Annotated in this window: 23 protein-coding genes; 14 read left to right on the forward strand and 9 right to left on the reverse strand. The window is 48.9% G+C overall.

Translation table 11 applies throughout. The features are described from left to right. Positions 1 to 177: 177 nt before the first annotated feature. The gene (locus EJV45_RS04040; RefSeq protein WP_129714371.1) at positions 178 to 1,287 is read left to right on the forward strand and encodes a Gfo/Idh/MocA family protein; all 1,110 of its coding nucleotides are present in this window, start codon (positions 178 to 180) and stop codon (positions 1,285 to 1,287) included. A gap of 3 nt (positions 1,288 to 1,290) precedes the next feature. Here EJV45_RS04040 and EJV45_RS04045 read toward each other — a convergent pair whose 3' ends face one another. Then, positions 1,291 to 1,701 carry a DUF1801 domain-containing protein gene (locus tag EJV45_RS04045; RefSeq protein ID WP_129714372.1) on the reverse strand — a complete coding sequence of 137 codons (411 nt, stop codon included), beginning with the start codon at positions 1,699 to 1,701 and terminating at the stop codon, positions 1,291 to 1,293. Position 1,702: 1 nt separating this feature from the next. Next, positions 1,703 to 2,353: an HAD family hydrolase gene (locus EJV45_RS04050; protein WP_129714373.1), complete on the reverse strand. Its 651-nt coding sequence runs from the start codon at positions 2,351 to 2,353 to the stop codon at positions 1,703 to 1,705. A 237-nt stretch (positions 2,354 to 2,590) separates the two neighbouring features. Between EJV45_RS04050 and EJV45_RS04055 the strand changes: the two genes are divergently transcribed. Then, positions 2,591 to 2,818 (forward strand): hypothetical protein, encoded by a 228-nt coding sequence (locus EJV45_RS04055; RefSeq protein WP_129714374.1) that lies wholly within the window; start codon positions 2,591 to 2,593, stop codon positions 2,816 to 2,818. An 8-nt stretch (positions 2,819 to 2,826) separates the two neighbouring features. Here the strand turns inward: EJV45_RS04055 and EJV45_RS04060 are convergent, their stop codons facing one another. After that, on the reverse strand, positions 2,827 to 3,321 hold the full coding sequence (locus tag EJV45_RS04060) for an SRPBCC domain-containing protein (RefSeq protein WP_129714375.1): 495 nt from the start codon (positions 3,319 to 3,321) through the stop codon (positions 2,827 to 2,829). A 187-nt stretch (positions 3,322 to 3,508) separates the two neighbouring features. Here EJV45_RS04060 and EJV45_RS04065 point away from each other — a divergent pair, with 187 nt between their 5' ends. The 7 genes from EJV45_RS04065 to EJV45_RS04095 all read left to right on the forward strand — a co-directional run bounded on the left by EJV45_RS04065 (position 3,509) and on the right by EJV45_RS04095 (position 9,630). After that, complete coding sequence (locus EJV45_RS04065) at positions 3,509 to 4,537, forward strand: LacI family DNA-binding transcriptional regulator (RefSeq protein WP_129714376.1); 1,029 nt, start codon at positions 3,509 to 3,511, stop codon at positions 4,535 to 4,537. Between the two features lie 152 nt (positions 4,538 to 4,689). Then, the gene (gene kduI, locus EJV45_RS04070; RefSeq protein WP_129714377.1) at positions 4,690 to 5,532 is read left to right on the forward strand and encodes a 5-dehydro-4-deoxy-D-glucuronate isomerase; all 843 of its coding nucleotides are present in this window, start codon (positions 4,690 to 4,692) and stop codon (positions 5,530 to 5,532) included. A 6-nt stretch (positions 5,533 to 5,538) separates the two neighbouring features. Further along, entirely contained in the window at positions 5,539 to 6,663 is a 1,125-nt protein-coding gene (locus EJV45_RS04075; RefSeq protein ID WP_129714378.1) for a DUF4861 family protein, read from the forward strand. Between the two features lie 17 nt (positions 6,664 to 6,680). Continuing rightward, positions 6,681 to 7,448 (forward strand): 2-dehydro-3-deoxy-D-gluconate 5-dehydrogenase KduD, encoded by a 768-nt coding sequence (gene kduD, locus EJV45_RS04080; RefSeq protein ID WP_129714379.1) that lies wholly within the window; start codon positions 6,681 to 6,683, stop codon positions 7,446 to 7,448. 50 nt (positions 7,449 to 7,498) lie between these two features. Then, a complete protein-coding gene (locus EJV45_RS04085) occupies positions 7,499 to 8,371 on the forward strand; it encodes a pirin family protein (RefSeq protein WP_129714380.1) in 873 nt (290 codons plus the stop codon). A gap of 78 nt (positions 8,372 to 8,449) precedes the next feature. Further along, positions 8,450 to 9,319, forward strand: a complete 870-nt coding sequence (locus EJV45_RS04090; RefSeq protein WP_129714381.1) for a pirin family protein — start codon at positions 8,450 to 8,452, stop codon at positions 9,317 to 9,319. Positions 9,320 to 9,336: 17 nt separating this feature from the next. Beyond that, positions 9,337 to 9,630 carry a GNAT family N-acetyltransferase gene (locus EJV45_RS04095; RefSeq protein ID WP_129714382.1) on the forward strand — a complete coding sequence of 98 codons (294 nt, stop codon included), beginning with the start codon at positions 9,337 to 9,339 and terminating at the stop codon, positions 9,628 to 9,630. A gap of 18 nt (positions 9,631 to 9,648) precedes the next feature. Here EJV45_RS04095 and EJV45_RS04100 read toward each other — a convergent pair whose 3' ends face one another. Continuing rightward, on the reverse strand, positions 9,649 to 10,701 hold the full coding sequence (locus tag EJV45_RS04100) for a ferredoxin--NADP reductase (protein ID WP_129714383.1): 1,053 nt from the start codon (positions 10,699 to 10,701) through the stop codon (positions 9,649 to 9,651). Positions 10,702 to 10,744: 43 nt separating this feature from the next. Then, positions 10,745 to 11,488, reverse strand: coding sequence for a hypothetical protein (locus tag EJV45_RS04105; protein WP_129714384.1), 744 nt, complete (start codon positions 11,486 to 11,488; stop codon positions 10,745 to 10,747). Between the two features lie 112 nt (positions 11,489 to 11,600). Here EJV45_RS04105 and EJV45_RS04110 point away from each other — a divergent pair, with 112 nt between their 5' ends. The 5 genes from EJV45_RS04110 to htpG all read left to right on the forward strand — a co-directional run bounded on the left by EJV45_RS04110 (position 11,601) and on the right by htpG (position 16,386). Beyond that, positions 11,601 to 12,122 carry a GbsR/MarR family transcriptional regulator gene (locus EJV45_RS04110; RefSeq protein ID WP_240755189.1) on the forward strand — a complete coding sequence of 174 codons (522 nt, stop codon included), beginning with the start codon at positions 11,601 to 11,603 and terminating at the stop codon, positions 12,120 to 12,122. Positions 12,123 to 12,179: 57 nt separating this feature from the next. After that, positions 12,180 to 12,986 (forward strand): DCC1-like thiol-disulfide oxidoreductase family protein, encoded by an 807-nt coding sequence (locus tag EJV45_RS04115; RefSeq protein ID WP_129714386.1) that lies wholly within the window; start codon positions 12,180 to 12,182, stop codon positions 12,984 to 12,986. Between the two features lie 10 nt (positions 12,987 to 12,996). Then, positions 12,997 to 13,926 (forward strand): TIGR01777 family oxidoreductase, encoded by a 930-nt coding sequence (locus EJV45_RS04120; protein WP_129714387.1) that lies wholly within the window; start codon positions 12,997 to 12,999, stop codon positions 13,924 to 13,926. Continuing rightward, positions 13,923 to 14,381 (forward strand): SRPBCC family protein, encoded by a 459-nt coding sequence (locus EJV45_RS04125; protein WP_129714388.1) that lies wholly within the window; start codon positions 13,923 to 13,925, stop codon positions 14,379 to 14,381. Before EJV45_RS04120 ends, EJV45_RS04125 begins: the two co-directional genes overlap by 4 nt. A 115-nt stretch (positions 14,382 to 14,496) precedes the next feature. Further along, positions 14,497 to 16,386, forward strand: a complete 1,890-nt coding sequence (gene htpG / locus EJV45_RS04130; RefSeq protein WP_205942321.1) for a molecular chaperone HtpG — start codon at positions 14,497 to 14,499, stop codon at positions 16,384 to 16,386. A 70-nt stretch (positions 16,387 to 16,456) separates the two neighbouring features. Here htpG and EJV45_RS04135 read toward each other — a convergent pair whose 3' ends face one another. From EJV45_RS04135 to EJV45_RS04150, 4 genes are read right to left on the reverse strand one after another with little or no spacing between them, the layout of a single operon-like run. Further along, the gene (locus EJV45_RS04135; RefSeq protein WP_129714389.1) at positions 16,457 to 17,311 is read right to left on the reverse strand and encodes an N-acetylglucosamine kinase; all 855 of its coding nucleotides are present in this window, start codon (positions 17,309 to 17,311) and stop codon (positions 16,457 to 16,459) included. Between the two features lie 21 nt (positions 17,312 to 17,332). Continuing rightward, positions 17,333 to 18,643 (reverse strand): TolC family protein, encoded by a 1,311-nt coding sequence (locus EJV45_RS04140; RefSeq protein ID WP_129714390.1) that lies wholly within the window; start codon positions 18,641 to 18,643, stop codon positions 17,333 to 17,335. Between the two features lie 10 nt (positions 18,644 to 18,653). Then, positions 18,654 to 21,800, reverse strand: coding sequence for an efflux RND transporter permease subunit (locus EJV45_RS04145; RefSeq protein ID WP_129714391.1), 3,147 nt, complete (start codon positions 21,798 to 21,800; stop codon positions 18,654 to 18,656). Next, entirely contained in the window at positions 21,797 to 22,915 is a 1,119-nt protein-coding gene (locus EJV45_RS04150; protein WP_129714392.1) for an efflux RND transporter periplasmic adaptor subunit, read from the reverse strand. The genes EJV45_RS04145 and EJV45_RS04150 overlap by 4 nt, the downstream gene beginning before the upstream one ends. Positions 22,916 to 22,948: the final 33 nt, after the last annotated feature.

Raw genomic sequence — 22,948 nt, forward strand, 5'->3', positions numbered from 1 at the left:
CGACCCGGGTGCTACCCAAGCCCGGTTTACCTGTGTGCTTCGTGGTCAAAACTGCTTTAAAAATTAATGCCGTATCATGTTATTGTCTTCTAAAAAGCTTATTTTTAAATTGTTGCAAAACCCCGGAGCTCCTGAATCCGTTGCTAGAACAGAAACCTCAACCTAAACCAGAAAAGCATGTCATCACGCAGAAACTTTCTTCAAACACTCGGCACCGCCGCCCTTACGCTTCCATCTATTCCTACAGCATTTGCTGCAGCGGTAAACAGCGAGCCCTATCAGGGACCGGTGTTACGTGTTGCGCTTATGGGACTTGGTGGTTATGCCGGTCTGGTTGCGCGCGGACTTGAATCCTGCCAGCGGGCGAAACTCGTCGGGCTGATCAGCGGTACGCCATCGAAGATTAAAAGCTGGAGCCAGAAATACAACATACCTGAAAAGAACTGCTATAACTATGAAAATTTTGATGCCATTAAGGATAATAAAGATATAGATGTTGTCTATGTGATCACCCCGAATGCCTTGCACCATGGCCAGGTTATACGGGTTGCCAAAGCCGGTAAACACGTTATTTGCGAAAAGCCGATGGCATTGAACGCGCGCGAAGGTCAGGAAATGGTAGAAGCCTGCAGAAACGCAAAAGTGAAACTGCTGGTTGGCTACCGCATGCATTTCGAAGCAAATACGCTGGAAATTGTAAGAATGAGGCAGGCCGGGGAGCTGGGGCAGATCAGATTTTTTCAGGGCCTAAGCGGATTCCGTATCGGCGATCCCGGACAATGGCGGCTTACAAAAAATCTGGCAGGGGGAGGTGCCCTGATGGATATTGGTGTGTACGCCATAAACGGTTCCAGGTATATGGTTGGCGAGGAGCCTGTCTGGGTTACCGCCCAGGAGACAAAAACAGATCCACAGAAGTTTAAACCGGGTGTAGATGAAACTATTCAGTTTCAACTGGGTTTTCCTGGTGGTGCAGTGGCATCCTGCCTGTCCACTTACAGCATGAATAATCTGGACCGGTTCTTCCTCAATGGCGACAAAGGTTTTGCAGAACTACAGCCTGCCACCGGTTACGGCCCCATCAGGGGGCGTACCAATAAGGGCGAACTGGCATTGCCGCATGTTGTTCATCAGACAAAACAAATGGAAGAAATGGCCGCAATCATTCTCGATAACAAAAAACCGGTCATTCCGGTTGACGGTGAAGAAGGTCTGAAAGACCTGAAGATCATTGATGCCATCTACCAGGCGGTAAAAAGTGGGAAAAAGCTAAGCCTGAACCTCTAGCTTTCATTGTGCTACTTTTTCAATCCACAGCCTGATCAGGTGCTGTAGATCGGGGGCTTTGCCTGCAAGGTCATCGACACTGTAAATCCGTACCATTCTTCGCCCATCGGCATATGCACCTTCAAGCAATCCCGAAACGTCGTTGATCAGGTTGCCCGTGGGGAAGATCAATAAAACGTGACCTTTCTGCCTGAGGTTAAAGACAAGCAGATCGCGTGCATATGTTTTTGCATCGAAAGGCGCCATTTCTCCCGTGAAGAAAAAGGCCGGGGCATTCCACTTGACGTGGATGCCGAGCTGAGGGTGTGCAGCTGCAATCACCCTGATAATTTCCCGGCTTAGGGCGGCAGTGGCTGCCGGCTGCATGGCAAGCAGTTTTTCGACCGCCTCCGGCTGATGACTAACTTTAGGCATTTTATTCAGAATATACCAGATCTTTCAACTCGCTGAACTGTTTGATCCGGTAAGCAGCTTCCGGAACTTTCGCAAATCCATAAGCCGCATGTACGAAGGGAATCTTGTTTGCTGCCGTAGCTTCGTAATCCCAAATGGTATCGCCGACATATACCGGCGCATTCAAATGATTACGTTCAATGATCAGGGCTATATTCGTGCTTTTCGGCTCACCGGTCTTGCCCGGACACTCAAAATCTTCAAAAAAATTACCTAATCCATGGAACTCGAGAAAATTCTCGATATAGCCGGCCAGGCAGTTACTCACAATGAACAAACGAAAACGTTCCTTTAAAGCGGGAAGTGTTTCGCGGACCCCGGGAAATAATTTTCCGCCATGGGCTTTCATAAAAAGTGGTTCGTTTTTTTGATAGATACCAAAGACCTCCGTACGGCGCTCTTCTGGGATAAACGAAAAATACTGGTCAAAAACCTTCTCGATGCGCAGCCCTGACACCGATCTGATCATATCTGCTTCGAGGCTGTGCTGCCCTAACTCAGACTGTCTGAAAGTTTCATTCCAGGCAAGTGTACAGGTTTCTGCTGCATCCCAAAGGGTTCCATCCAGATCAAAAATCAGGCTGTCGGCTGTTAACTCTTGTTGAATCGGCATAAAAAAGGTTTTTGCCAAAGATAACAATGCAGAATTAAGCCGCAAGGCTGCAGATCAACAAGGCATTGACAGCAGCAGGCGGTCAGATTCCGCCCGGCCTGATTTCGCAGCTGCTTTCCGACTGGTCAACCGAACACGGCTGCAGGCTACCCTTGCTGTGTTAAGCATTAACAAACCGGCCGCTTGTTAACAAAATGATAATATCGTGTTACCGGAGCGTTAACTTATTTTTGCCGCATGCCGGTACCTGTGTTTGTTTATCACGAGATCCTGATCAGGATGCAGAATTTTAATCCACAGATAGGCGACTATCTTTCCGCATCTGCACATGGCGACGCCGTCAGCCTGCAAACCACGACAGGTTCGTTAAGCGTGCCTGTTGCATTACTTCAAAGCCAGTTTCGTGATCCTTCAGCCATAGATGATGAGGAGCTGCGTACACTTGCCGGGAATTTCGGCCTGTAGCTGCCGTGCTAGTTGTTGATCATAACACCAAGCCGCGGATCTTTGTTCCGGAGATCAATCCCGCCTTCATACACCGATTTCAGGTTATGGAGATAGAATGCCCAGCCGTTCGAACAGCCGAGTCTGATGTATTGCCGTGAATGATCATCCTGCGGGATGCTGTGGTGACGCAGTTCAATAATTACATATTCATCCTGCGTGCTTAGCCGCACATCGACCACACTCGGCCCTTCAAAGCTGAACTGCAGAAAGTCAGTGCCGTTTGCCGAGATAATTTCTCCTTTCATTGGGTTGTTATCCAAGTACCAATACCACTCGTACCGCATGCCGTCTGCCACACGTTCAAGGGGACCAAGTTGCTCGCCCTGTTCGTTAGTAAATAGTACACGCTCAAGAAACCAGGTTTCAAGGTTAGCCGCGGTGCTCCAGGCCTCATAAATCTTTTGGAGGGTAGATCTAACCGCAATACGTTTTGTAAAGGCGGTCCAGTCGAAATTTTTCATTGCAGGGATTTTAGTGTGGAGCAGACAATGTGCTCCAATGGTGAAGATATGAAGATTTTTCGGCTCATGTAGCCTGTCCGGCATCTGTTTCCACCAACCCTTTCAAAAAAAACAGTTGTCAATTATGAAAACGTTTTCATAAATTGGACAGCCGGCACATGAGAGGAATGTCCCGGTTAGCTGAATTATGTCAAAAACCAGGAAATCTCAGGAAAACACCATACTCGATATTGCAGCTGCACTGAAGCTGTCGCCGGCAACAATTTCACGCGCGCTGAACAATAATCCGAATGTGAGGCCGGCCACCCGTAAAAAAGTGGCCGATATGGCTGGTCAGCTTGGTTACAGGCGCAATAACATGGCCCTTGGCCTGAGGAACAACAAGACACATACAATCGGGCTTATTGTTCCGAGGATTTCGATGTTTTTTCACGCCGAAGCCATTACGACCATGCAAAATGAGCTCTACGAACGGGGTTATAACCTGATCATTTCACAGTCGAATGATTCACCTGAAATGGAACGCCGCCTCGTCGATACAATGTATTCAAGCAGGGTGGATGCGCTCATTGTGTCTTGTACGCTTAACACTGAAGATTTTAGTCATTTTGAAGTTTTTACCAAAAATGGGATACCGCTTATTTTTTATGACCGGGTACCGCCCGCATTCGATGGAGCGTTGATTATTCGCGGCGACGACTTTCAGGGTGGAAACCTCGCCGGCGCGCACCTTGCTGAAACAGGCTGCAGGCGCATCGCATATATTTCGGGGCCGCTTTCTACCAATCTTTATCGCGACCGCTCCCAGGGTTTTTTTAAAGCACTGGAGGTAGCTGGTATCCCCGTAATTGAAAACATGGTTTTTTACCAGGCACTTACTTACGATAATACACGCGAAGCAATGAAAAAGATGTTTGCACAAGACGTTAAACCCGATGGTGTTTTCACCGCCAACGATACAGCGGCAATCGCTGTTCATGAGTTTGCACGCGAAAACGGGATTGCTGTTCCGCAGCAGCTTAAAATTGTCGGTTACTCAAACGATCCCCGTTGTGCCATTATTCGTCCGTCTATTACATCGGTTGAACAGTTTCCGGGTAAAATGGGCAGCCGCGTAATTTCAGAATTGATGCACATACTCGGAGATAGCACCGGCACAGCCCTTAAAAACCCGATTACGATACCTGTTCAGCTCATCAGGCGTATGTCTACATAAATTGTATTTACAACAGCTGATATAACACCCTGTGGTGAACAGCTGTTCAATGGTATAAAGGGCTCAGCTTACCGGGCAGGCAAACGCAACCTATTTACAGGTTTTTGCCCTCCGGGCGATGTCTAATCAAAGTCAGATCAAAACATTAATATATGAAATATACTTTCGAAAGTCGCTGGGCTGTAAGCCCTGCGGAAGCAAAAGCGATGGATACGGCAGCACTGCGCAACAATTTTCTGCTGCCCCGGTTATTTGAGGCCAACCAGGTTTCACTTACACTGAGCCACTTTGACCGTTACATCACAGGCGGCGCGCATCCGGTTGGCGAAACATTGACGTTACCCAATCCGCCCGAACTTAAGGCAGATTTTTTCCTTCAGCGGCGTGAGCTGGGGATTATCAACGTAGGCGGACCTGCAAAGATAACTGCTGATGCAGAAAGCTGGGACCTGGACTTTAAAGAAGCACTTTACATTGGCCAGGGAGCCAGGGAAGTGACATTCACATCTGCAGACGCCGCCAACCCGGCAAAACTGTATCTGAACTCCGCGCCAGCGCACCGCAACTACCCAAATAAAAAAGTGACGCGGCATGAGGCAGAAGTTGTCGAACTGGGCAGTGCTGCCACGGCAAATCACCGGGTTATCAATAAACTCCTTGTTAACAGCGTTGTGGAAACCTGCCAGCTTCAAATGGGTATGACAGAGCTTAAAACGGGCAGTGTATGGAACACCATGCCAGCCCACACACACGATCGCCGTATGGAGGTGTATTTTTATTTTGAAGTTCCTGAAGGTCAGGCTGTCTGCCATTTTATGGGTGAGCCTCAGGAAACACGGCACATCTGGATGCATAATGAACAGGCTGTCATCTCACCAAACTGGTCTGTTCACTCAGGATCAGGCACTTCAAACTACACATTTATCTGGGGTATGGCCGGCGAAAACCTGGACTATGGAGATATGGATCACTGTGCCATTACAGAATTAAGATAAACGCAAATGAAAAAAATCGCAAGTTTTCTGGCGCTTGCCGCGCTTTTATCCGGCGGCGCCTTAGCACAGAAAAGAACGCTGCTCATTCGTAATCCTTCGGCTTTTGACCGGAACGAAGTTGTAGTCTCAGTGCCCTGGTCGCAGGTTGCAGGCGGCAAAAAAACCGATACAGCCAGCATGGTTGTAGTTACAGCAGCCGGCCGGCAGGTGCCACTTCAGTTTGAGCGGCTGGGTTCGGCAGAAGTTAAGAATTTACTGCTGCTGGTAAGCGTAAAGGCGAATGCATCGCTGCCGCTGACAATTACTTCAGGAAAGCGGCAGGCTGAGCCGGTGCGCACATTTGCCAGGTATGTTCCTGAGCGTAAGGACGACTTTGCATGGGAGAACGATCGTATTGCTTTCCGCATGTATGGCAAAGCGCTTGAGGGGACAAATGAAGACGCCCAGGGAATTGACGTTTGGGCCAAACGCACACCAGATCTGATTATCAACAAATGGTACCGTACCGGCGATTATCATGCAGACCATGGCGACGGCCTGGATTATTATTCGGTTGGCATGTCGCTCGGTGCAGGAGACATTGCACCCTTCCCAAATGGAAAAATCAGTTATCCGAAACATTACCGGCACCATGAAGTGCTTGATAACGGACCCATTCGCAGCACTTTCCGCCTTAGTTTCGACAGTTGGGACGTAAACGGAAAACCGGTAACCCTGACAAAAACGATCAGCATTGACGCCGGTTCCCAGCTGAACCGGGTCGAGGCGGATTTTTCGTTTGCCGGAAGCCAGTCTCTTCCTGTTGCGGTGGGTATTGTACAACGCAAAGAGGCAGGTGCTGAGCGCAGCGTGCAGGAAATACCCGGCATTATAGCCTACCGGGAACCAGCGCACGGTGCTGACGGAAATTTGGCTATCGGTATCATCGCGCGGCAGCGTATTGTAAAAACTCTTGATGCTGAAAACCAGATGCTGGTCGTCATGGAAGCGAAGCCCGGCAAACCGGTTGTGTACTACCAGGGGGCAGCCTGGAACAAGGCCGGTAAAATAAAGTCGTTCAGCGACTGGACCACCTATCTGAAAAATTTTAAGACACAGCTTGATCAGCCCTTGCAGGTTACGCTGAAATAGATCCCGATAAAAACAATATGAACAACACACTTTTTGATCTGAACGGCAAAGTTGCGCTGGTTACCGGCTGCAAGCGCGGTATAGGCAAGGCCATGGCCGTTGCACTGGCCGAAGCCGGCGCTGATATTATTGGCATGTCTGCAAGTCTCGAAACCGAAGGCAGCGAGGCCGAACGCGAAGTGCGGGCGCTGGGTCGTAAATTTTATGCCTACCAGTGCGATCTGACAAACCGCGAAACGCTGCTCGCTTTCATCGAACAGGTGACCGCGGCACATCCCGTTATCGATATCCTGGTAAATAATGCCGGGACCATTCTTCGTAAACCCGCCGCAGAACATCCTGATGAATATTGGGACGAGGTGATTGCCGTAAACCAAACCGCACCTTTTATACTGGCACGCGAGCTGGGTAAAAAGATGGTGGAGCGCGGCTCCGGGAAAATCGTTTTCACGGCGTCCTTATTGTCATTTCAGGGTGGAATCAATGTGCCGGGTTATGCTGCAAGTAAAGGTGCTATTGCCCAGTTGACAAAAGCCTTCGCGAACGAGTGGGCTTCAAAGGGCGTAAATGTGAATGCCATTGCACCTGGTTACATTTCGACCGACAATACTTCAGCGCTGAGAGCAGACGAAAACCGAAGCCGTTCTATCCTTGAACGGATACCTGCCGGGCGGTGGGGAACGCCTGAAGATTTTACCGGACCAACCGTATTTCTGTGCTCAAAGGCAGCCGATTACGTTCATGGTACGGTGCTAACAGTTGACGGGGGCTGGATGGGCCGATGATTTTGTTAATACCGGGTGTTTCCTAATTTTGCGTAACAAACAAAGTCAATATGTCAAATATCGGAATGATCATCGAAGAGCGTCCTGCAGATATCGGAAGCTTTATGGTAGGGCGCCTGCTTCCTTTCAGAGGGAAGCGTATGGTTGGTCCATACATTTTTATTGACCATATGGGGCCGGCAGTTCTTTCTGATCATGAAAACCTGGATGTCGGCGTGCATCCGCACATTGGCCTGTCTACGCTCACCTATTTGTTTGAAGGCAGTATCATGCATCGCGACAGCCTGGGAACAGAGATCGAAATTCACCCCGGGGCTGTAAACTGGATGACCGCGGGCCGCGGAATTACGCACAGCGAACGCACCCCCGAACACCTGCGCGGATCAGAGAAGACATTGCATGGGCTGCAGATCTGGGTTGCATTGCCAGCCGGTGAAGAAGATCGCGAACCGTCATTTCAGCACGTCGAAGCAAAAGACATTCCGCACTGGCACATGGGTGATGTTTCTTTCCGCCTGGTTGCCGGAACGGCATTTGGCTACACCTCGCCCGTTCAGGTGTACAGCAGGCAGTTCTTTCTGGAATTGCACAGCGACACCCGGCAGACGCTGAACATTGGCAACGCGCTCTTTGGCGAATCAGGTATGTACATCCTCCAGGGAAGCATCGAAAGTGAAGGCCATGCCTATGGTCCGAAACAGATCCTCGTTGCGAAAAATGCATCGCTATGCAGTTTTACTATGGAAGCCGGTACGACGGTCTATATTTTTGGCGGCGATGCTTTTCCTGAAGAACGCTTCATTTACTGGAATTTTGTTTCTTCCAGCCCCGATAAGATTGAGGCGGCGAAACACAGGTGGGAAAGGCAGCAATTCGACAACGTACCAGGCGAAACGGGTTTTGTTCCCTTGCCGGCATTTTAGTAGGAAGAAGGTCTTTCTTACCATACATCAAGTATCTGCACGCCCTTTTCCGGTAGCTTTGATTCAAAAGAAACAATTATGAAAAGGGCAGTTGAAAGAATTGTACACAAACCGGATCGCCTCGGTATGGTCGGCGATGGTTTCCGCGTTTTTAATTATATACCGGGAAGCAGCATTTCACAGCACCGCATCAGTCCATTCCTGATGCTGGACTTTAACGCCGAGTATGACTTTGGTCCTTCAGACCATATCCGCGGTGTCGATGTGCATCCCCATAAGGGTTTTGAAACCGTAACAATTGCCTATAAAGGCAGTGTGGCGCATCACGACAGCAGCGGCAACAGTGGCGTGATCCATGCCGGCGATGTACAATGGATGACAGCCGGAAAAGGCATCCTCCATAAGGAGTATCATGAAGAAACGTTCTCGCGCAGCGGTGGGCCGTTTGAAATGGTACAGCTCTGGGTCAATCTTCCGAAAAAGGATAAAAACGTTGATCCGCATTATCAGGCCATCACGGCAGAACAAATGGGCCTGCACGTGCTGGCCGACGACGCCGGCGAGGTCAGCGTTATAGCCGGTAACTTTGCGGAAACAATGGGACCTGCAAAAACCTATACACCCATAAACCTCTTCAATTTACGGCTTAAAGCAGGGAAGTCAGTCCACTTCGACTTGCCCGAAAACCATCATGCCGCGTTGCTTGTTATCAATGGCGCCATAACTATACATGCTGACACAGTGAATGAACACGATTTTGTGCTTTTCGGGCACGAGGGAGAGGAGATCTCACTTACGGCCAGTCAGGATAGTCTTGTCCTGGTGATGAGCGGAGAACCGATTTCCGAACCAATTGCCAGCTACGGACCTTTCGTGATGAACACACAGGCTGAGATCCGCGACGCAATCATGGATTTCAATCTTGGTAAATTTGGCGTGCTTGATTAATGTTATAAAAAGGTCTTATGAAACCAGAACTAAAAAAGAGCTTGGTGCGTAATAACGAGGCGGCAGGCCGCTTTGAGCTAGCTGTAGGTGAACAGCTTGCCGTGCTGGAGTACCGGGAAGAAGCCGGCATTATGAATCTGGTGCATACAGAGGTCCCTGAACCGCTGCGCGGACAGGGCATTGCGAATTTTTTGATTGAAAACGTGTTGAGTCAGCTTGAAGATGCTGGTTTCCGCGTCCGGCCACGCTGCCGGGCCGTCAGTGCGTTCATAACAAGGCACCCCGGGTGGAAAAGGATTGTGGCCGAGTAATTCGGATGGACGGCTGCTTCAGGGGTATTCTATTCGCGTTCCCGGCTGCGTAGGATGGGCTGTGCACACCAATACCCTGCCAGCCGCAAGTTCCTGGTCGGTCAAGACCTCATTATAATCCATCCTGACTCCGCCTGCGGTACAGGTCGCTGCGCAGGTACTGCACATTCCGGCCTGGCAGCTATAGGGAAGTGAAATCTGTTGGGCGAGCGCCACTTCGAGTATGCGTTTATGCCAGGGCACTTCGATCTGGTATTCTTTTCCTGCTTTTTTTATCCAGACCGTATACGTGTTTTTATCTTTTATTTCCTTTTCACTGGTATCGTCGTCATCAGCTTCATCCTCGGCAATGAAAAAAGTTTCGCGCTTTATCCGTTGTTTTTCGATACCCATGCCCAGCAGGGTAATGCGACACAGATCCATGTACAGCATGGGGCCGCAGGTGTAAAATAACGTATCCCACTCAGGTTCACTGTAATTTTCGACCACCTGCCTGATCATTGTATTGTTCAGGCGTGCCATAAGCAGATTTTTAGAATGACTGAACAGCCAGATGATCTTCAGCCGGTCGGAATGCTGTGTTTGCAGCTGCTGCAGCTCTTCATAAAAAAGTGTTTCGGCTGCCGAGCGATTGCTGTACACAAGTATCGCTTTGCTTGCTGTCTCGGCTGCGAGCAGCGTCTTCAGGATCGAGAACAGCGGGGTAATGCCTACCCCGGCCGCAAACAAAAATACCAGGCGCTTGCTGCCGGCATCAGGAATATAGGTAAACTGACCATTTGGTAGCAGGGCCTTCAGTACATCACCGGCCTGGGTCTTGTGGTGCAGAAACCGTGATATTTCTCCGTTTTCCACCCGTTTTACCGCTATGCTGAGGGGTTCGTCTAAAACGGGTGAGCTGCAGAGCGAATAGGAACGGCGTAGCTCGCGATTTTTTGATTCAAAGCTAAGCGGCAGAAATTGCCCGGCCAGGTAGGGCGGCCGTTGCCCCTCCACAGGATCAAGTACATATTCGAGAACATCTGATCCGCGGTCAACTATATGACTGATTCTGAAGTGCAAAAAATCCATACTTAGAAAGCGCTAAAATGCTGCCAGATTGGGTTTCGGATGGTTATCTAGCATAAACAAGCTGAAAGTAGTCTTCGAGACTTTTGTCATGGTCATCACGAAATGAACGCAGCATCGCCGGACTGAACCTGGCTGAATCCCTGATTCGGATAATCCTTCCCGGCATCTCGATTTTGGCTGCTAATGTGCTTGGCCTGGGAACACCGGTTGCTTTCTCCGGCGTTTTGCCCTCAAGTAAAGTGATTGTGCCATCAGGTGTAACCATAAAGAAATGATCGCTGCCTGAGAGGAGGCCATGAAACACACGTATGAAGTCCGTTCGTGATGCGCGAACAGTACCACCGATAAGAGGCAGTTCCAAAGACTGATCAGTCACATTTTTTCTGACCGATTCCCATTGAGATAAAAAGAAGCGGGAATATTGCTCGAACACGGGCATGCTGTATCTGGCGGGATCCATGTAGAGCATTGTAGCCCGGCTGGCGGAACTGTTGAATATTGCATTCTGATACCCCGGACGGTATTTTGCGAACCTCGTTTCAGATCCTGAAAAGAGATCGTCACTGTAAGGCATCCCATTCGGGTCTGTAGTCTGCGCGTTTACCGCCACAGGCGGCAGCTCACCGATCTGCAGCTGAGTGAAAGTGTAAGCCGAGGCCGCACCAGGCTCGTTTACAAGGGTTAATTCACATGGCTGATCACCGCAAGTCCCTTTCCACAACGTTTTTTTGCCGCTGCAGCCAATAAGAAAACTCAACAGGAGAATGCATAAACAGGATATTCTCATAGCTCTTTTTTTCAAAATAAATAAATTTATTCGCCTTGCAACAAACCAACCCGTAAATAAAATCATCAATAATTAGATTTAACTTTCAAAAAGTTTTGAAAGTTAAAAACGTTTGCTACTTTTGTTTATGGAACTGGCAGAAGCAAAACAGAAATTTATAGATACCTGGGGGCGGTTGGGTTCTGAGTGGGGTATAAACCGCACCATGGCGCAGGTGCATGCACTGCTGCTGGTATCACCCGATCCGCTCAGTGCAGAGGAAGTCATGAGCCAGCTGAGTATCTCAAGAGGCAATGCCAATATGACGCTGCGCGACCTGATCAGCTGGGGACTGGTAGAGAAGCAACACCGCCCAGGTGAACGCAAGGAATATTTTTTTGCAGACAAGGATGCATGGAACATTGCAAGACAGGTTGCCAAGGAAAGAAAAAAACGTGAGTTGGAGCCCATGTTACGTGTATTGAATGAGCTCGCAGAGGTAGAGGGTGATAGCAAAGACCCGCACTTCAAGACGTTTCAAAGTTCGGTTAAAGATATCCGGGCACTTGCTCAGAATGCAAATAAAACCATTGATACGATGGTCAGGGCCGAAGAGAACTGGTTTTGGAGCACATTTTTTAAGCTGTTTAAATAACAGTTTTTTTTACACTTATAACTTTCAATATTTCCTGAAAATATAATAATTAAAAAAATGAAGACGCTTAATAATCACCTCATTCTGTTTGACGCTGAATGCCCAATGTGCAGAGCGTACACCCGCGCTTTTACCTACAGCGGATTACTTGACAAGGATGGCCGGGCAGCCTACCAGGACCTTTTGCCAGGCGATTGCCCGCTGGTTGACCGGCAGCGTGCCGTCAACGAAATAGCTTTGGTTAATAAAGAAACCGGCGAGGTGACCTATGGTATTAGCAGTTTATTTAAAGTTGCCGGCACAGCGCTGCCCTTCCTGCAGCCACTGTTTGCCTTCAGGCCGTTTCTCTGGCTCGCTGAACGCGCATATGCCTTCGTGTCGTATAATCGTAGGGTGATCGTTCCTGCGGCTGCAAGGGGTGGGATCCAACCTGACTTTATACCAACCTACCGCCTCGCTTATCTGGCGCTCGCATTGATATTAACGGTTGTTCTGCTGAATGCCTACACGCCACTTATGAGTCCGCTGCTGCCTGCCGCCGGTGCTTGGAGAGAGCTGTTCATCTGTTCTTCGCAATTTCTGTTTCAGGCCCTGGTCGTACTGATCTTCGCGCCGGGCCGGGCATGGGATTATCTGGGAAATATGGCAACCGTCTCACTGGCTGGTGCTCTCTTGCTCTGGCTGGTCAGGGCAGCAGGCCAAATGGCGGGCTTTTCTGCAACAACCTACACCCTGGTCTTTATTCTTATTGCAGGCCTCATGTTCCTTGAACACCTGCGCAGGTGTAAATTGCTTGGACTGGGCCTGCTGTTGAGCGTTACCTGGGCGGCGTTTCGTCTTGCTGTACTTTATTTTATTCTTTAAAACCACCGATATGAAAACTTACCGCAAAATTGTACTGGCAGGAGGCAACGGTTACCTGGGCCAGGTGCTGGCATCTTACTACCGCGATAAAGCCGGCGAGGTCGTCGTTTTGTCGCGTAAGCCATCAACATCAGACGGAAATGTGCATACCGTTTTATGGGATGGCCGCCACGAGGGAGACTGGATGGCTTCGCTGGAGGGTGCCGACTTTTTGATTAATCTATGCGGAAAAAATGTAAACTGCCGTTACACCGCGAAAAACAGGGCAGCGATTATCGCTTCGCGCGAGGTGCCGACCAAACTCCTGGGCCGAGCGCTTGCCGGTCTTAAGGAACCGCCCAGGCTTTGGATCAATGTTACTTCTGCCACAATCTACAGGCATGCTGAAGACCGGCCGCAGGATGAAGATACGGGTGAGATTGGCTATGGCTTCTCGGTGGATGTCTGCAAACAATGGGAAGCCGCCTTCTTTGATTGCGATTGTGCGGGGGTGCGTAGGGTTGCCCTGCGTTTAGGTATTGTACTGGGGCGCAGGGATGGGGTATTTCCAAGACTGCTTAACCTTGTCAGACTTGGTATGGGCGGTAAACAGGGTACAGGAACCCAGTACATTTCGTGGATTCACGAGCAGGATGCCGCTCAGATTACCGAGTGGCTTATAAACCGGCCCGATATAGCGGGCATATTGAACGCAACAGCACCTATGCCGGTCATGAACCGGGACTTTATGAACGAACTTCGGCGAAGTGCGGGTGTGAAGATCGGCTTGCCTGCGCCGGCATGGTTGCTTGCTATAGGTGCACGCCTGATCGGCACCGAAACCGAGCTTATTCTGAAAAGCCGCTGGGTGCTGCCTGCCCGTCTGCAAGAAGGTGGTTATCGTTTTCAATACCCAGCAGTAGCTGCAGCCATTCATGACATTCTCAGTATTCGCAGATGATCAGGATCACGTTTAGAAATATGATCGACGCCGAGGTACAGGTCTGTTTCGATATGGCGAGAAACATTGATTTGCATCTTGAGTCGATGCATGATAGCCACGAAACTGCTATTAGAGGTAAAACATCGGGATTGATAGCACTTGGCGAAACGGTGACCTGGCGTGCCCGTCACCTTGGGTTATGGTTTGAGATGACCAGCAAGATTACCGCCATGCAGGCTCCCGGCTATTTCAGGGACGAAATGCAGGACGGACCTTTTGCCAGGTTCAGTCACGCGCATCTTTTTCAGGCTGCCGGCAAGAAAACACTGATGACCGACATTATCGAAATAACTGCGCCGCTCGGCTTCGCCGGAAGGCTGGCCGAACGCTTGTTTCTTGCGCCTTACCTGACCAGGCTGCTGAAAACCAGAAATACCTGTATCTCAGCTGCCGCTGAATCGGCTCGTCACTGAAATTTCTTCATCGCGAAAGTTGCAGGATGCTGCATTCCCTGTCAATTTGGCAAAATGTGGCGCTTGGAATAATCGTTGATAAAGAGCGCTTGAATCATAACCACATTTAAGTACCATGAGTATACAGGAAAAAGGCAATATTTCAATTCACACGGAAAACATCTTTCCGATCATTAAAAAGTTCCTTTATTCAGACAACGAGATCTTTCTGCGCGAACTTGTTTCAAACGCTGTAGATGCAGTTCAAAAGATCAAACGTCTCGCATCCCTTGGCCAGTATCAGGGCGAGGTCGGAAGCCCGCTCGTTGAGGTTAAACTGGACGAAGAGAAAAAGACGATCACCATTAGCGATAATGGACTCGGGATGACCGCTGAAGAGATTAAAAAATACATCAACCAGGTGGCGTTCTCAGGTGCAAGCGAGTTCGTTGAAAAATTTAAGGATGCAAAAGACGCGAATGAGATCATCGGTAAGTTCGGTCTGGGTTTCTATTCTGCATTTATGGTTGCCGACCTTGTTGAAATACAGACCTTGTCTTACCAGGAAGGTGCGGAGCCGGCACGCTGGGTTTGCGATGGCAGCACGGAGTTCGAAATTACACCGGGCGAACGCAGCACCCGTGGTACCGATATCATTCTGCATGTAAACAGCGACTCAGAAGAATTTTTGAGCAAATATAAACTGGAAGAAATCCTTGATAAATACGGCAAATTTCTTCCCGTTCCGATTAAATTTGGCACTAAAACCACGACGGAGCCCGATGGTGAAGACGAAGAAGGCAAGCCAAAGACAAAATCAGTAGAGGTTGATAACATCATCAACACGACCAATCCGATCTGGACAAAAGCGCCTTCAGAGTTGAAAGACGAGGACTACCTCGACTTTTACAAACAGTTGTATCCGTTTTCAGAAGAGCCGCTTTTTTGGATCCACCTTAATGTAGACTATCCGTTCAACCTGACAGGTGTACTTTACTTCCCGAAACTTAAAAACGATTTTGAGGTTCAACGCAATAAGATCAAGTTGTTTTCCCGCCAGGTGTTTATTACTGATGAGGTAAAAGACATTGTGCCCGAGTTTTTGATGCTGCTGCACGGTGTCATTGATTCGCCTGATATTCCGCTGAACGTATCAAGAAGTTTCCTTCAGGCAGACAGCAACGTTAAAAAGATCAACAGTTACATTACAAAAAAAGTAGCTGACAAACTTCAGGAGCTGTTCAATAAGGACCGCAAGTCTTTTGAAGAAAAATGGACAGATATTGGCCTTTTTGTGAAGTACGGTATCATCAGCGAAGAAAAGTTCAATGATAAGGCAAAAGATTTTGTGCTTGTAACCAACACGAACAAAGAAAATTTTACCCTGAACGAATACCGCGAGAAAGTAAAAGATTTACAGACAGATAAGAATGACTCTGTTGTTTACCTGTATACAACAGACGCGGCAAAACAGGATGGCTTTATCCAGTCTGCAGCGAAAAAAGGTTACGATGTTCTCGTGATGGATTCGCCGATAGATAATCATTTTATCAACCATCTCGAGCAGAAGCTTGAAAAGACCGTGTTGAAACGTGTAGATTCAAGTGTCGTTGACCAGCTGATCGAGAAAGATGAGAAGAACGAGCATGTGTTGACTGAAGAGCAAACTGAAAAGGCGAAACAGGTATTTGAGAAAGCCATTTCCAAGCCGGGTTACCAGGTTGAAGTAGTGGCATTGCATCCTGAAGAAATGCCCGTAACGGTAACCATGGATGAGTTTATGCGCCGCATGAAAGACATGGCCAAGATGGGTGGGGGAATGGGCTTCTACGGCCAGATGCCAGACAATTACAAGGTTGCCATTAATGGCAATCACAAATTAATTGGCCGGATACTCGCTGCGGGTTCTGAAGAGGAGCAGGCCAAGCTTGCCAAACAGGCTGTCGATCTCGCACTGCTTTCGCAGGGTATGCTCAGTGGTGCTGACCTGACAGCTTTTGTGAGCAGAAGTGTTGAACTTATCTAGTTAACTTAAGTTCTGAAAATAAAAAAAAGCTCCGCAGCCATGCTGCGGAGCTTTTTTTTATGCATTGCAACTAAACCTGGATAGATTCGCGCTTCAGAATATAGGCAAACAATTCGTTGATTGGTTTTTGGAGGATCTTGCCTACGGTAATGCCGTTCGCATTACATGTTTCAGTAAGCATTTCGCGGTAATAATAAGAAATCGATCCTACAAAATGTACCGGCATGCGGTCATAGCCGTCATAATCACGAATATTCGTGTCGATAAATTCCTGGAAGCCATCACGCAGTGTTTTACGGATAAACGGATGGTCGTAATGTTTTATCATGAACCTGCTGAATCCAGCGAGGTAAGTATTTGGGAAGGGCTTCTGATAAACACTGGTAATCACTTCTTCTTTTTTTATGGCAAAGGTTTCTTCAAAAGCTTTGAGAAGCGGCCCGGGCATGCGCTTATAGAAATAGCCCTGCAGCATCTTTTTGCCGAAATAGGTTCCTGAACCCTCGTCGCCAAGAATGTAGCCTAATCCGTGCCTGCCATCAGATAACCTCGTTCCGTCAAAATAGGTGATGTTTGAGCCCGTTCCAAGAATGCAGGTCAGGCCTTCGCTGTCGCCGCAGGTAGCGTACACAGAGCCCATCAGGTCATGCTCAACTGAAACAAATGCTTTCGTGAAATAGGCAGATAAGCCGTTTGAAACGACCTCGTGTTTGTCTGGCGATGAACAGCCGGCTCCAAAAAAATAAATTTCTTTTACAAGATCGGCATATGGCTCGAATTCCTTGTTGCGGGAAACGATCCTGAAGATGTCCTGCTCGGTTAAAAAATATGGATTAATGCCCTGGGTGCTGAAGTGAAGTGTCTTTTCCGGCGTATAGGCCATCCAGTCTGTTTTGGACGAGCCGCTGTCTGCTACAAGAATCATGTGGTTAAATATAAGGCAATTCTATTGAATGTCAATGCTGCCGCTGATCTCACGAAGGGTGATCTCGGCAATTTTAGCCTGATACTCGATTTCGACAAACCTGGAGACAGCATCGAGTGCATTTTTCTGTGCTTCGCGCAATTCGAGCGGAGGAATGCTTCCCAGCCGGTATTTTTCGAGTGTGATATCGAGATTCTGGCGCGCCAGATCGACGTTTCTACGCTCAAGTTTTACGAGTTCAATGAAATTCTGGTAGTTCTGATATGCGGATAACAGCAAAGATTTCACATCCTGGCGGGTTTTCTCAAGACTGATCTGAGCATTGTTGATATCGAGTTTTGCATTACGCTCATTCTGGCGCTGCAGAAATCCGTTAAATATATTTAAGCCCGCAGTCAGGCCATAAGTAAAGCCGTTGGCCTGAAAGCGCTGGTTAAAACCGGTCGGGCTGGTGCTTCTTGAACGTTCGTAACCGCCGTTCACAGCAATGGTCGGATAACGTTGGCCGCGCACTTCTTTCAGCGTGAGTTCGGCAATGCGCCTGTTGATGAAAGCATTCCTGATATCAGGATTCTGCTGTTCTGTAAGTGATTCAAGCGTAGTATAAACCAGGGTCTGGTCAATCTCTATTTTCTCGTCAACTTCGAACTGCGCCTGAAGATCGCGGGCCAATAGCTGGTTTAGCCGCACCTTTGTATTGGCCAGGGCTGTTTTCTGCTGGAGGTATGCTGAGGTGTCAGCGTTATAATCGACCGAGGCGGTAAGCACATCAAGTTTGGAGCCGCGCCCCAGCTGCAGTTTGTTGTCTGCAATACGCTGCCGCATGCGCGATACATCGAGCGTGCTGTCTGCCGCGCTCAGCAGCTGTTCCTGGCGCACAATATCATAATAGGTCGAAATAACGTCAGCAATGTTCGTGATGACGGTGGCCCGGATATTTACCTGGCCCTGTTTCTCCAGCTCCTTCAGCCGGCCATATGCTGCAAACATACTGAAGCCGTCAAATACGGTCCAGCCAAGGTTGACTCCATAGGCCAGGTTGGTACTTCGTGCCCCGGTAATCACGCGGTCAGGGCCATTGGCCGGCGTCTGCCTTGTGTTCTGGCGCCCCCCGCCCGTACTGAGATCGCCGGTAAGCACCGGAAGCATACCGGCGTTCGCCGGATTCACGTTGTTGCTTGCTATGGCTGCTGTATTGCGGGTTAGTTTGATGTCGTAGTTGTTCTCCAGCGAGATTCGTATTGCTTCCTGCAGGGTGAGCAGTTCCTGTGCCGCAAGGGCCGCCGGAAGACAGAATACTAAGCTGACCAGAAGATATAGATGTTTTTTCATGTGTTTCTCCCTAAACCTGGCCTTGTTCTTCCAGTTGCTTTTCCTGATTGGCACGGGCTTCTTCGGCCAGTGCAGCCTGCAGTTCATTTTTGCGGGCGTCATTATGTTTCAAAGGCTTAGACCAGTATGAGTAGATAGCAGGGATTACGAACAGGGTCAGTACGAGTGAGAACAAAGTTCCACCTACAATCACGGTGCCCATGCTCATCCGGCTTTTTGCAGCAGCACCGAGCGCCATGGCAATGGGAAGTGCGCCGATAGCAATGGCCAGACTTGTCATCAGGATCGGGCGCAGGCGCGAAACGGCCGCCTCGCGGATGGCTTCATGCACAGGTTTTCCTTCTTCTTTCAGCTGATTGGCAAATTCCACAATCAGGATACCGTTCTTTGTAACCAGGCCGATCAGCATGATCGTTCCGATCTGGCTAAAGATGTTCCAGCTTTGCCCGCATAACCACAGCGAAAGGAAGGCTCCCGCAACCGCCATCGGTACCGTCATGATGATGATTACAGGATCTTTAAAGCTTTCGAACTGGGCCGATAGAATCAGATAAACCAGCAGCAGGGCGAGACCGAAGGCAAAAACGGTGTTTGAAGAACTTTCTCTAAAGTCGCGCGATTCGCCGCCCAGATCAGTAGAAAAACTGTCATCGAGCACTTTTTCTGAAATCTGGTCCATCGCATCAATTCCTTCACCAATGCTTACGCCGGGCGCAAGACCGGCAGATACCGTTGCTGAGATAAAGCGGTTGTTCCGGTATAACTGCGGTGGACTACTTTGTTCTTTTGCTGATACAAGATTGTCCAGCTGGATCAGCTGATCCTTATCATTACGCACGTATACAGAGCTCAGGTCGAGTGGATCTTTCCGGTCGGCCAGATCAAACTGCCCGATCACCTGGTATTGTTTTCCGTTCATAAAAAAGTAGGAAAAACGTTGCCCGCTGAGACCAAGCTGCAAGGTCTGCGCAATATCAACTACAGAAACGCCAAGATTCCGGGCTTTGTCCCTGTCTATAGTCAGGTCAATTTCCGGTTTATTGAATTTCAGGTTGACATCTGAAACCGTGAAAATCTGATTTTTTGATACCTCTTCCATAAACTGAGGTACCTTTTCCCGAAGCTTTTCAAAATTCTGCGCCTGGATAATATAACTGATGGGCAGACTTCCGCCGCGGCGACCCACCGAAATGGTTGGTTGCTGGCTAACAATTACTTTACCTTCTGAAAACTTCCGCGTCATGCTGGTCAGCTTGTCTGCAATCTGCTTTTGACTGCGCTCGCGTTTAGACGGCTCTACAAGGCCCATACGTACAAAACCACTGTTCACCGAACCCGAGCCGCCAAAACTGGGCGATGATATCGTAATATTCACGTTTTTCTCCGGAACCGAATCCTCAACCAGTTTGCCGACTTTCATGATAAAGCGGTCTGTGAATGCAAAGGAAGAGCCTTCGGGAGTGGTCACGTTCATGTTTATCGCGCTCCGGTCATCATATGGGGCGGTTTCTTTGGGTAAGAGTTTCCAGAAGAGGAAAATGAGTCCGACGCAAACAAGGATGATCGGAACTGACATCCAGCGCCGGGCAAGAAAGGAATTGAGGTTGGAACGGTACGCTTCGTTCAGCCGAACAAAATACGGTTCGGTAAAATTATAGAACCTGGAAGGCTTATGACCCCCTTTTTTCATCAGGTAGGCGTTCAGCATCGGCGTAAGTGTAAGCGACACGAATGCAGAGATCAAGACTGCAGCGCCGATAACGACACCAAATTCGCGGAACAGCCGCCCAACGAATCCCTGCAGAAAGATAACCGGCAGGAACACCGCCGCCAGCGTAATCGAAATGGAAATCACGGCGAAGAAAATCTCGTTTGAACCTTTGATTGCCGCTTCGAAAGGTGTCATTCCTTCCTCTACCTTTTTGAAAATATTCTCGGTAACCACGATCCCGTCATCGACCACGAGACCTGTTGCCAGTACAATTGCAAGAAGTGAAAGTACATTAATGGAATAACCCATAATGTACATGATGAAAAACGTGAAAATGAGCGATACCGGGATATCAATAAGCGGCCTGAAAGCGATTGCCCAGTCACGGAAAAACAGGTAAATGATCAGGATAACCAGTACGAGCGAAAGCAGGATGGTTTCTGCCACCTCGGTCACTGATTTTTTGATGAATAATGTGTTATCCTGCGAAACCTTCAGCACGATGTCTTTAGGCATATCTGCCTTGAGTTTGTCGAAACGGTTATAGAATTCCTGCGATATTTCAAGGTAATTAGCGCCTGGCTGGGGAATGATGGCAACGGCAACCATCGGTTTGCCCGATTCACGCAGGATCGTTTCTTCATTTTCGGGCCCAAGTACCGCGTAGGCCACATCGCTTAACTTAACTACATTATTTGTTTCACTCTGAATGATCAGGTTGTTGAATTCTTCGGGCGTAGTTAGTTTGCCCATGGTTTTGACCGTCAGCTCGGTCGCCTCACCCGTAATTTTTCCTGACGGAAGTTCCACGTTTTCGCGGTCAAGCGCCGCAACCAGGTCTTGGGAAGTCAGGCCGTAAGCCGCCAGTTTGTTCGGGTCGATCCGGATACGCATGGCATACTTCCGCTGTCCCTGGATCTGCACACTGCTGACCCCTGGTATGGTTTGAATTCGGTCTGCAATTACGTTTTCAGCAAAATCACTCAGCTCAAGCGTGTTTCGCTTTTCGCTCTGGATAGTCATGGAAAGAATTTGATCAGAGTTGGCATCTGCCTTACTCACAACCGGAAGACCATCAATATCACGCGGAAGATAACGGCCGGCCTGCGAAACCTTATCCCGCACGTCATTCGCCGCTTCTTCGATATTCTTTCCAAGTTCAAACTCGATTGAAATATTGCTTGCTCCCTGGTTGCTTGACGATGAAATGTTCCGGATCCCGTCAATGCTGTTGATAGACTTTTCAAGCGGCTCGGTAATCTGAGACTCAATAATGTCAGAGTTCGCACCAGGGTAAGATGTTCGTACAGAGACAACGGTTGGGTCAATAGACGGGTATTCCCGGATGCCAAGGAACGTATAGCCGATAACCCCGAAAAGGATCAGCATCAGGTTCATAACAATGGCCAGAACGGGCCGTTTGATACTGGTGGTCGAAATACTCATTTTCCTGGGCTCTGTTCTTCTTTTTCCTTAGCAACGTTAACCTTTACGGGAGCGCCATCTTTTATAGACATCATACCTGTGGTCAGTACGGTATCTCCGGGCTGAATGCCCGTTGTGACAAGAATATTTGCTGCCGTCCGGGTTCCCGTTTCAACAGGCGTTTCTACAGCCTTGCCGCCTTTTTTGAGAAACACAACTTTTCCTTTCATAACCGGAACGATGGCTTCGGTAGGCACCAGGATTGCATTCGGAATGCGTTCAAGCGTAATCTGAATGCGCGCAAAAGAACCGGGAAGTAATTCATTGCCCGGATTGGCAGCACGCGCCCGGATCTGCAGGGTACGTGTTTGGGTATTGATTCCGGGCTCGATTGCAAAAACGGTCCCTGTATAGTTTTTTTCTGAAGCGTCTGTATGAAAAGAGATCGTTGAGCCGGTACGGATTCGGCCAGTATATTTCTCAGGCACCGAGAAAGTGATTTTGACCGGATCTGTGTTAACAAGGTTTGCGATCACCGTGCCCGGCGTGAGGTACCCGCCCTGCGAAACATTGCGTAAACCGACGCGCCCGTTAAACGGCGCATAGATGCTGGTACGCGCAAGCTGAGTGCGGATCAGTTGTGTTTGTGCCTGCAGTGATCGGAGATCGGCCAGGCTGGTGTCATATTCTTCCTGGCTGATTGCACCCTTGGCAAGCAATTGTTTGGCGCGGTTCTCATTGGTGGCAGAAAGTTTCTGTTTTGTCAGGGCTTCCTGCAGCTGGGCAAGTATATCCCGGTTGTTTATCTGTACCAGCATAGTGCCTTTCTTCACCACGCTGCCCTCCTGGAAGTTTATCTTGGTAATCAGACCCGGAACCTCGCTTTGCAACTGAACGGATTCATTTGCATCAATGGTTCCTGTAACCTCAAGCTGATTATTGAAGTCCTGTCTGCGGGCAACGATGCCGTCAACCCTCATTCCGCCGCCTGCACCTCCCGGTCCCCCCTTGGCACCCGCTGCGCCCCTGCCGCCTGGTCCGCCCTCTGCCTGTTTCCTGTTTTGTCCGATCCTGTAATAAACCAGGTAGGCAAGACCCATGGCCAGTAAAGCATAAAAAATATATCTTTTTTTCATCGTGTATTTCGTTCCTGCAGGACCTGCGTGTAT

It is taken from the genome of Pedobacter sp. SYP-B3415 (assembly GCF_004138205.1).
GTDB lineage: Bacteria > Bacteroidota > Bacteroidia > Sphingobacteriales > Sphingobacteriaceae > Pedobacter.

Coding starts and splice junctions, on each gene's coding strand:
- EJV45_RS04040 (WP_129714371.1), top strand. CDS start 178: ATGTCATCACGCAGAAACTTTCTTCAAACACTCGGCACCGCCGCCCTT.
- EJV45_RS04045 (WP_129714372.1), bottom strand. CDS start 1,701: ATGCCTAAAGTTAGTCATCAGCCGGAGGCGGTCGAAAAACTGCTTGCC.
- EJV45_RS04050 (WP_129714373.1), bottom strand. CDS start 2,353: ATGCCGATTCAACAAGAGTTAACAGCCGACAGCCTGATTTTTGATCTG.
- EJV45_RS04055 (WP_129714374.1), top strand. CDS start 2,591: ATGCCGGTACCTGTGTTTGTTTATCACGAGATCCTGATCAGGATGCAG.
- EJV45_RS04060 (WP_129714375.1), bottom strand. CDS start 3,321: ATGAAAAATTTCGACTGGACCGCCTTTACAAAACGTATTGCGGTTAGA.
- EJV45_RS04065 (WP_129714376.1), top strand. CDS start 3,509: ATGTCAAAAACCAGGAAATCTCAGGAAAACACCATACTCGATATTGCA.
- kduI (WP_129714377.1), top strand. CDS start 4,690: ATGAAATATACTTTCGAAAGTCGCTGGGCTGTAAGCCCTGCGGAAGCA.
- EJV45_RS04075 (WP_129714378.1), top strand. CDS start 5,539: ATGAAAAAAATCGCAAGTTTTCTGGCGCTTGCCGCGCTTTTATCCGGC.
- kduD (WP_129714379.1), top strand. CDS start 6,681: ATGAACAACACACTTTTTGATCTGAACGGCAAAGTTGCGCTGGTTACC.
- EJV45_RS04085 (WP_129714380.1), top strand. CDS start 7,499: ATGTCAAATATCGGAATGATCATCGAAGAGCGTCCTGCAGATATCGGA.
- EJV45_RS04090 (WP_129714381.1), top strand. CDS start 8,450: ATGAAAAGGGCAGTTGAAAGAATTGTACACAAACCGGATCGCCTCGGT.
- EJV45_RS04095 (WP_129714382.1), top strand. CDS start 9,337: ATGAAACCAGAACTAAAAAAGAGCTTGGTGCGTAATAACGAGGCGGCA.
- EJV45_RS04100 (WP_129714383.1), bottom strand. CDS start 10,701: ATGGATTTTTTGCACTTCAGAATCAGTCATATAGTTGACCGCGGATCA.
- EJV45_RS04105 (WP_129714384.1), bottom strand. CDS start 11,488: ATGAGAATATCCTGTTTATGCATTCTCCTGTTGAGTTTTCTTATTGGC.
- EJV45_RS04115 (WP_129714386.1), top strand. CDS start 12,180: ATGAAGACGCTTAATAATCACCTCATTCTGTTTGACGCTGAATGCCCA.
- EJV45_RS04120 (WP_129714387.1), top strand. CDS start 12,997: ATGAAAACTTACCGCAAAATTGTACTGGCAGGAGGCAACGGTTACCTG.
- EJV45_RS04125 (WP_129714388.1), top strand. CDS start 13,923: ATGATCAGGATCACGTTTAGAAATATGATCGACGCCGAGGTACAGGTC.
- htpG (WP_205942321.1), top strand. CDS start 14,497: ATGAGTATACAGGAAAAAGGCAATATTTCAATTCACACGGAAAACATC.
- EJV45_RS04135 (WP_129714389.1), bottom strand. CDS start 17,311: ATGATTCTTGTAGCAGACAGCGGCTCGTCCAAAACAGACTGGATGGCC.
- EJV45_RS04140 (WP_129714390.1), bottom strand. CDS start 18,643: ATGAAAAAACATCTATATCTTCTGGTCAGCTTAGTATTCTGTCTTCCG.
- EJV45_RS04145 (WP_129714391.1), bottom strand. CDS start 21,800: ATGAGTATTTCGACCACCAGTATCAAACGGCCCGTTCTGGCCATTGTT.
- EJV45_RS04150 (WP_129714392.1), bottom strand. CDS start 22,915: ATGAAAAAAAGATATATTTTTTATGCTTTACTGGCCATGGGTCTTGCC.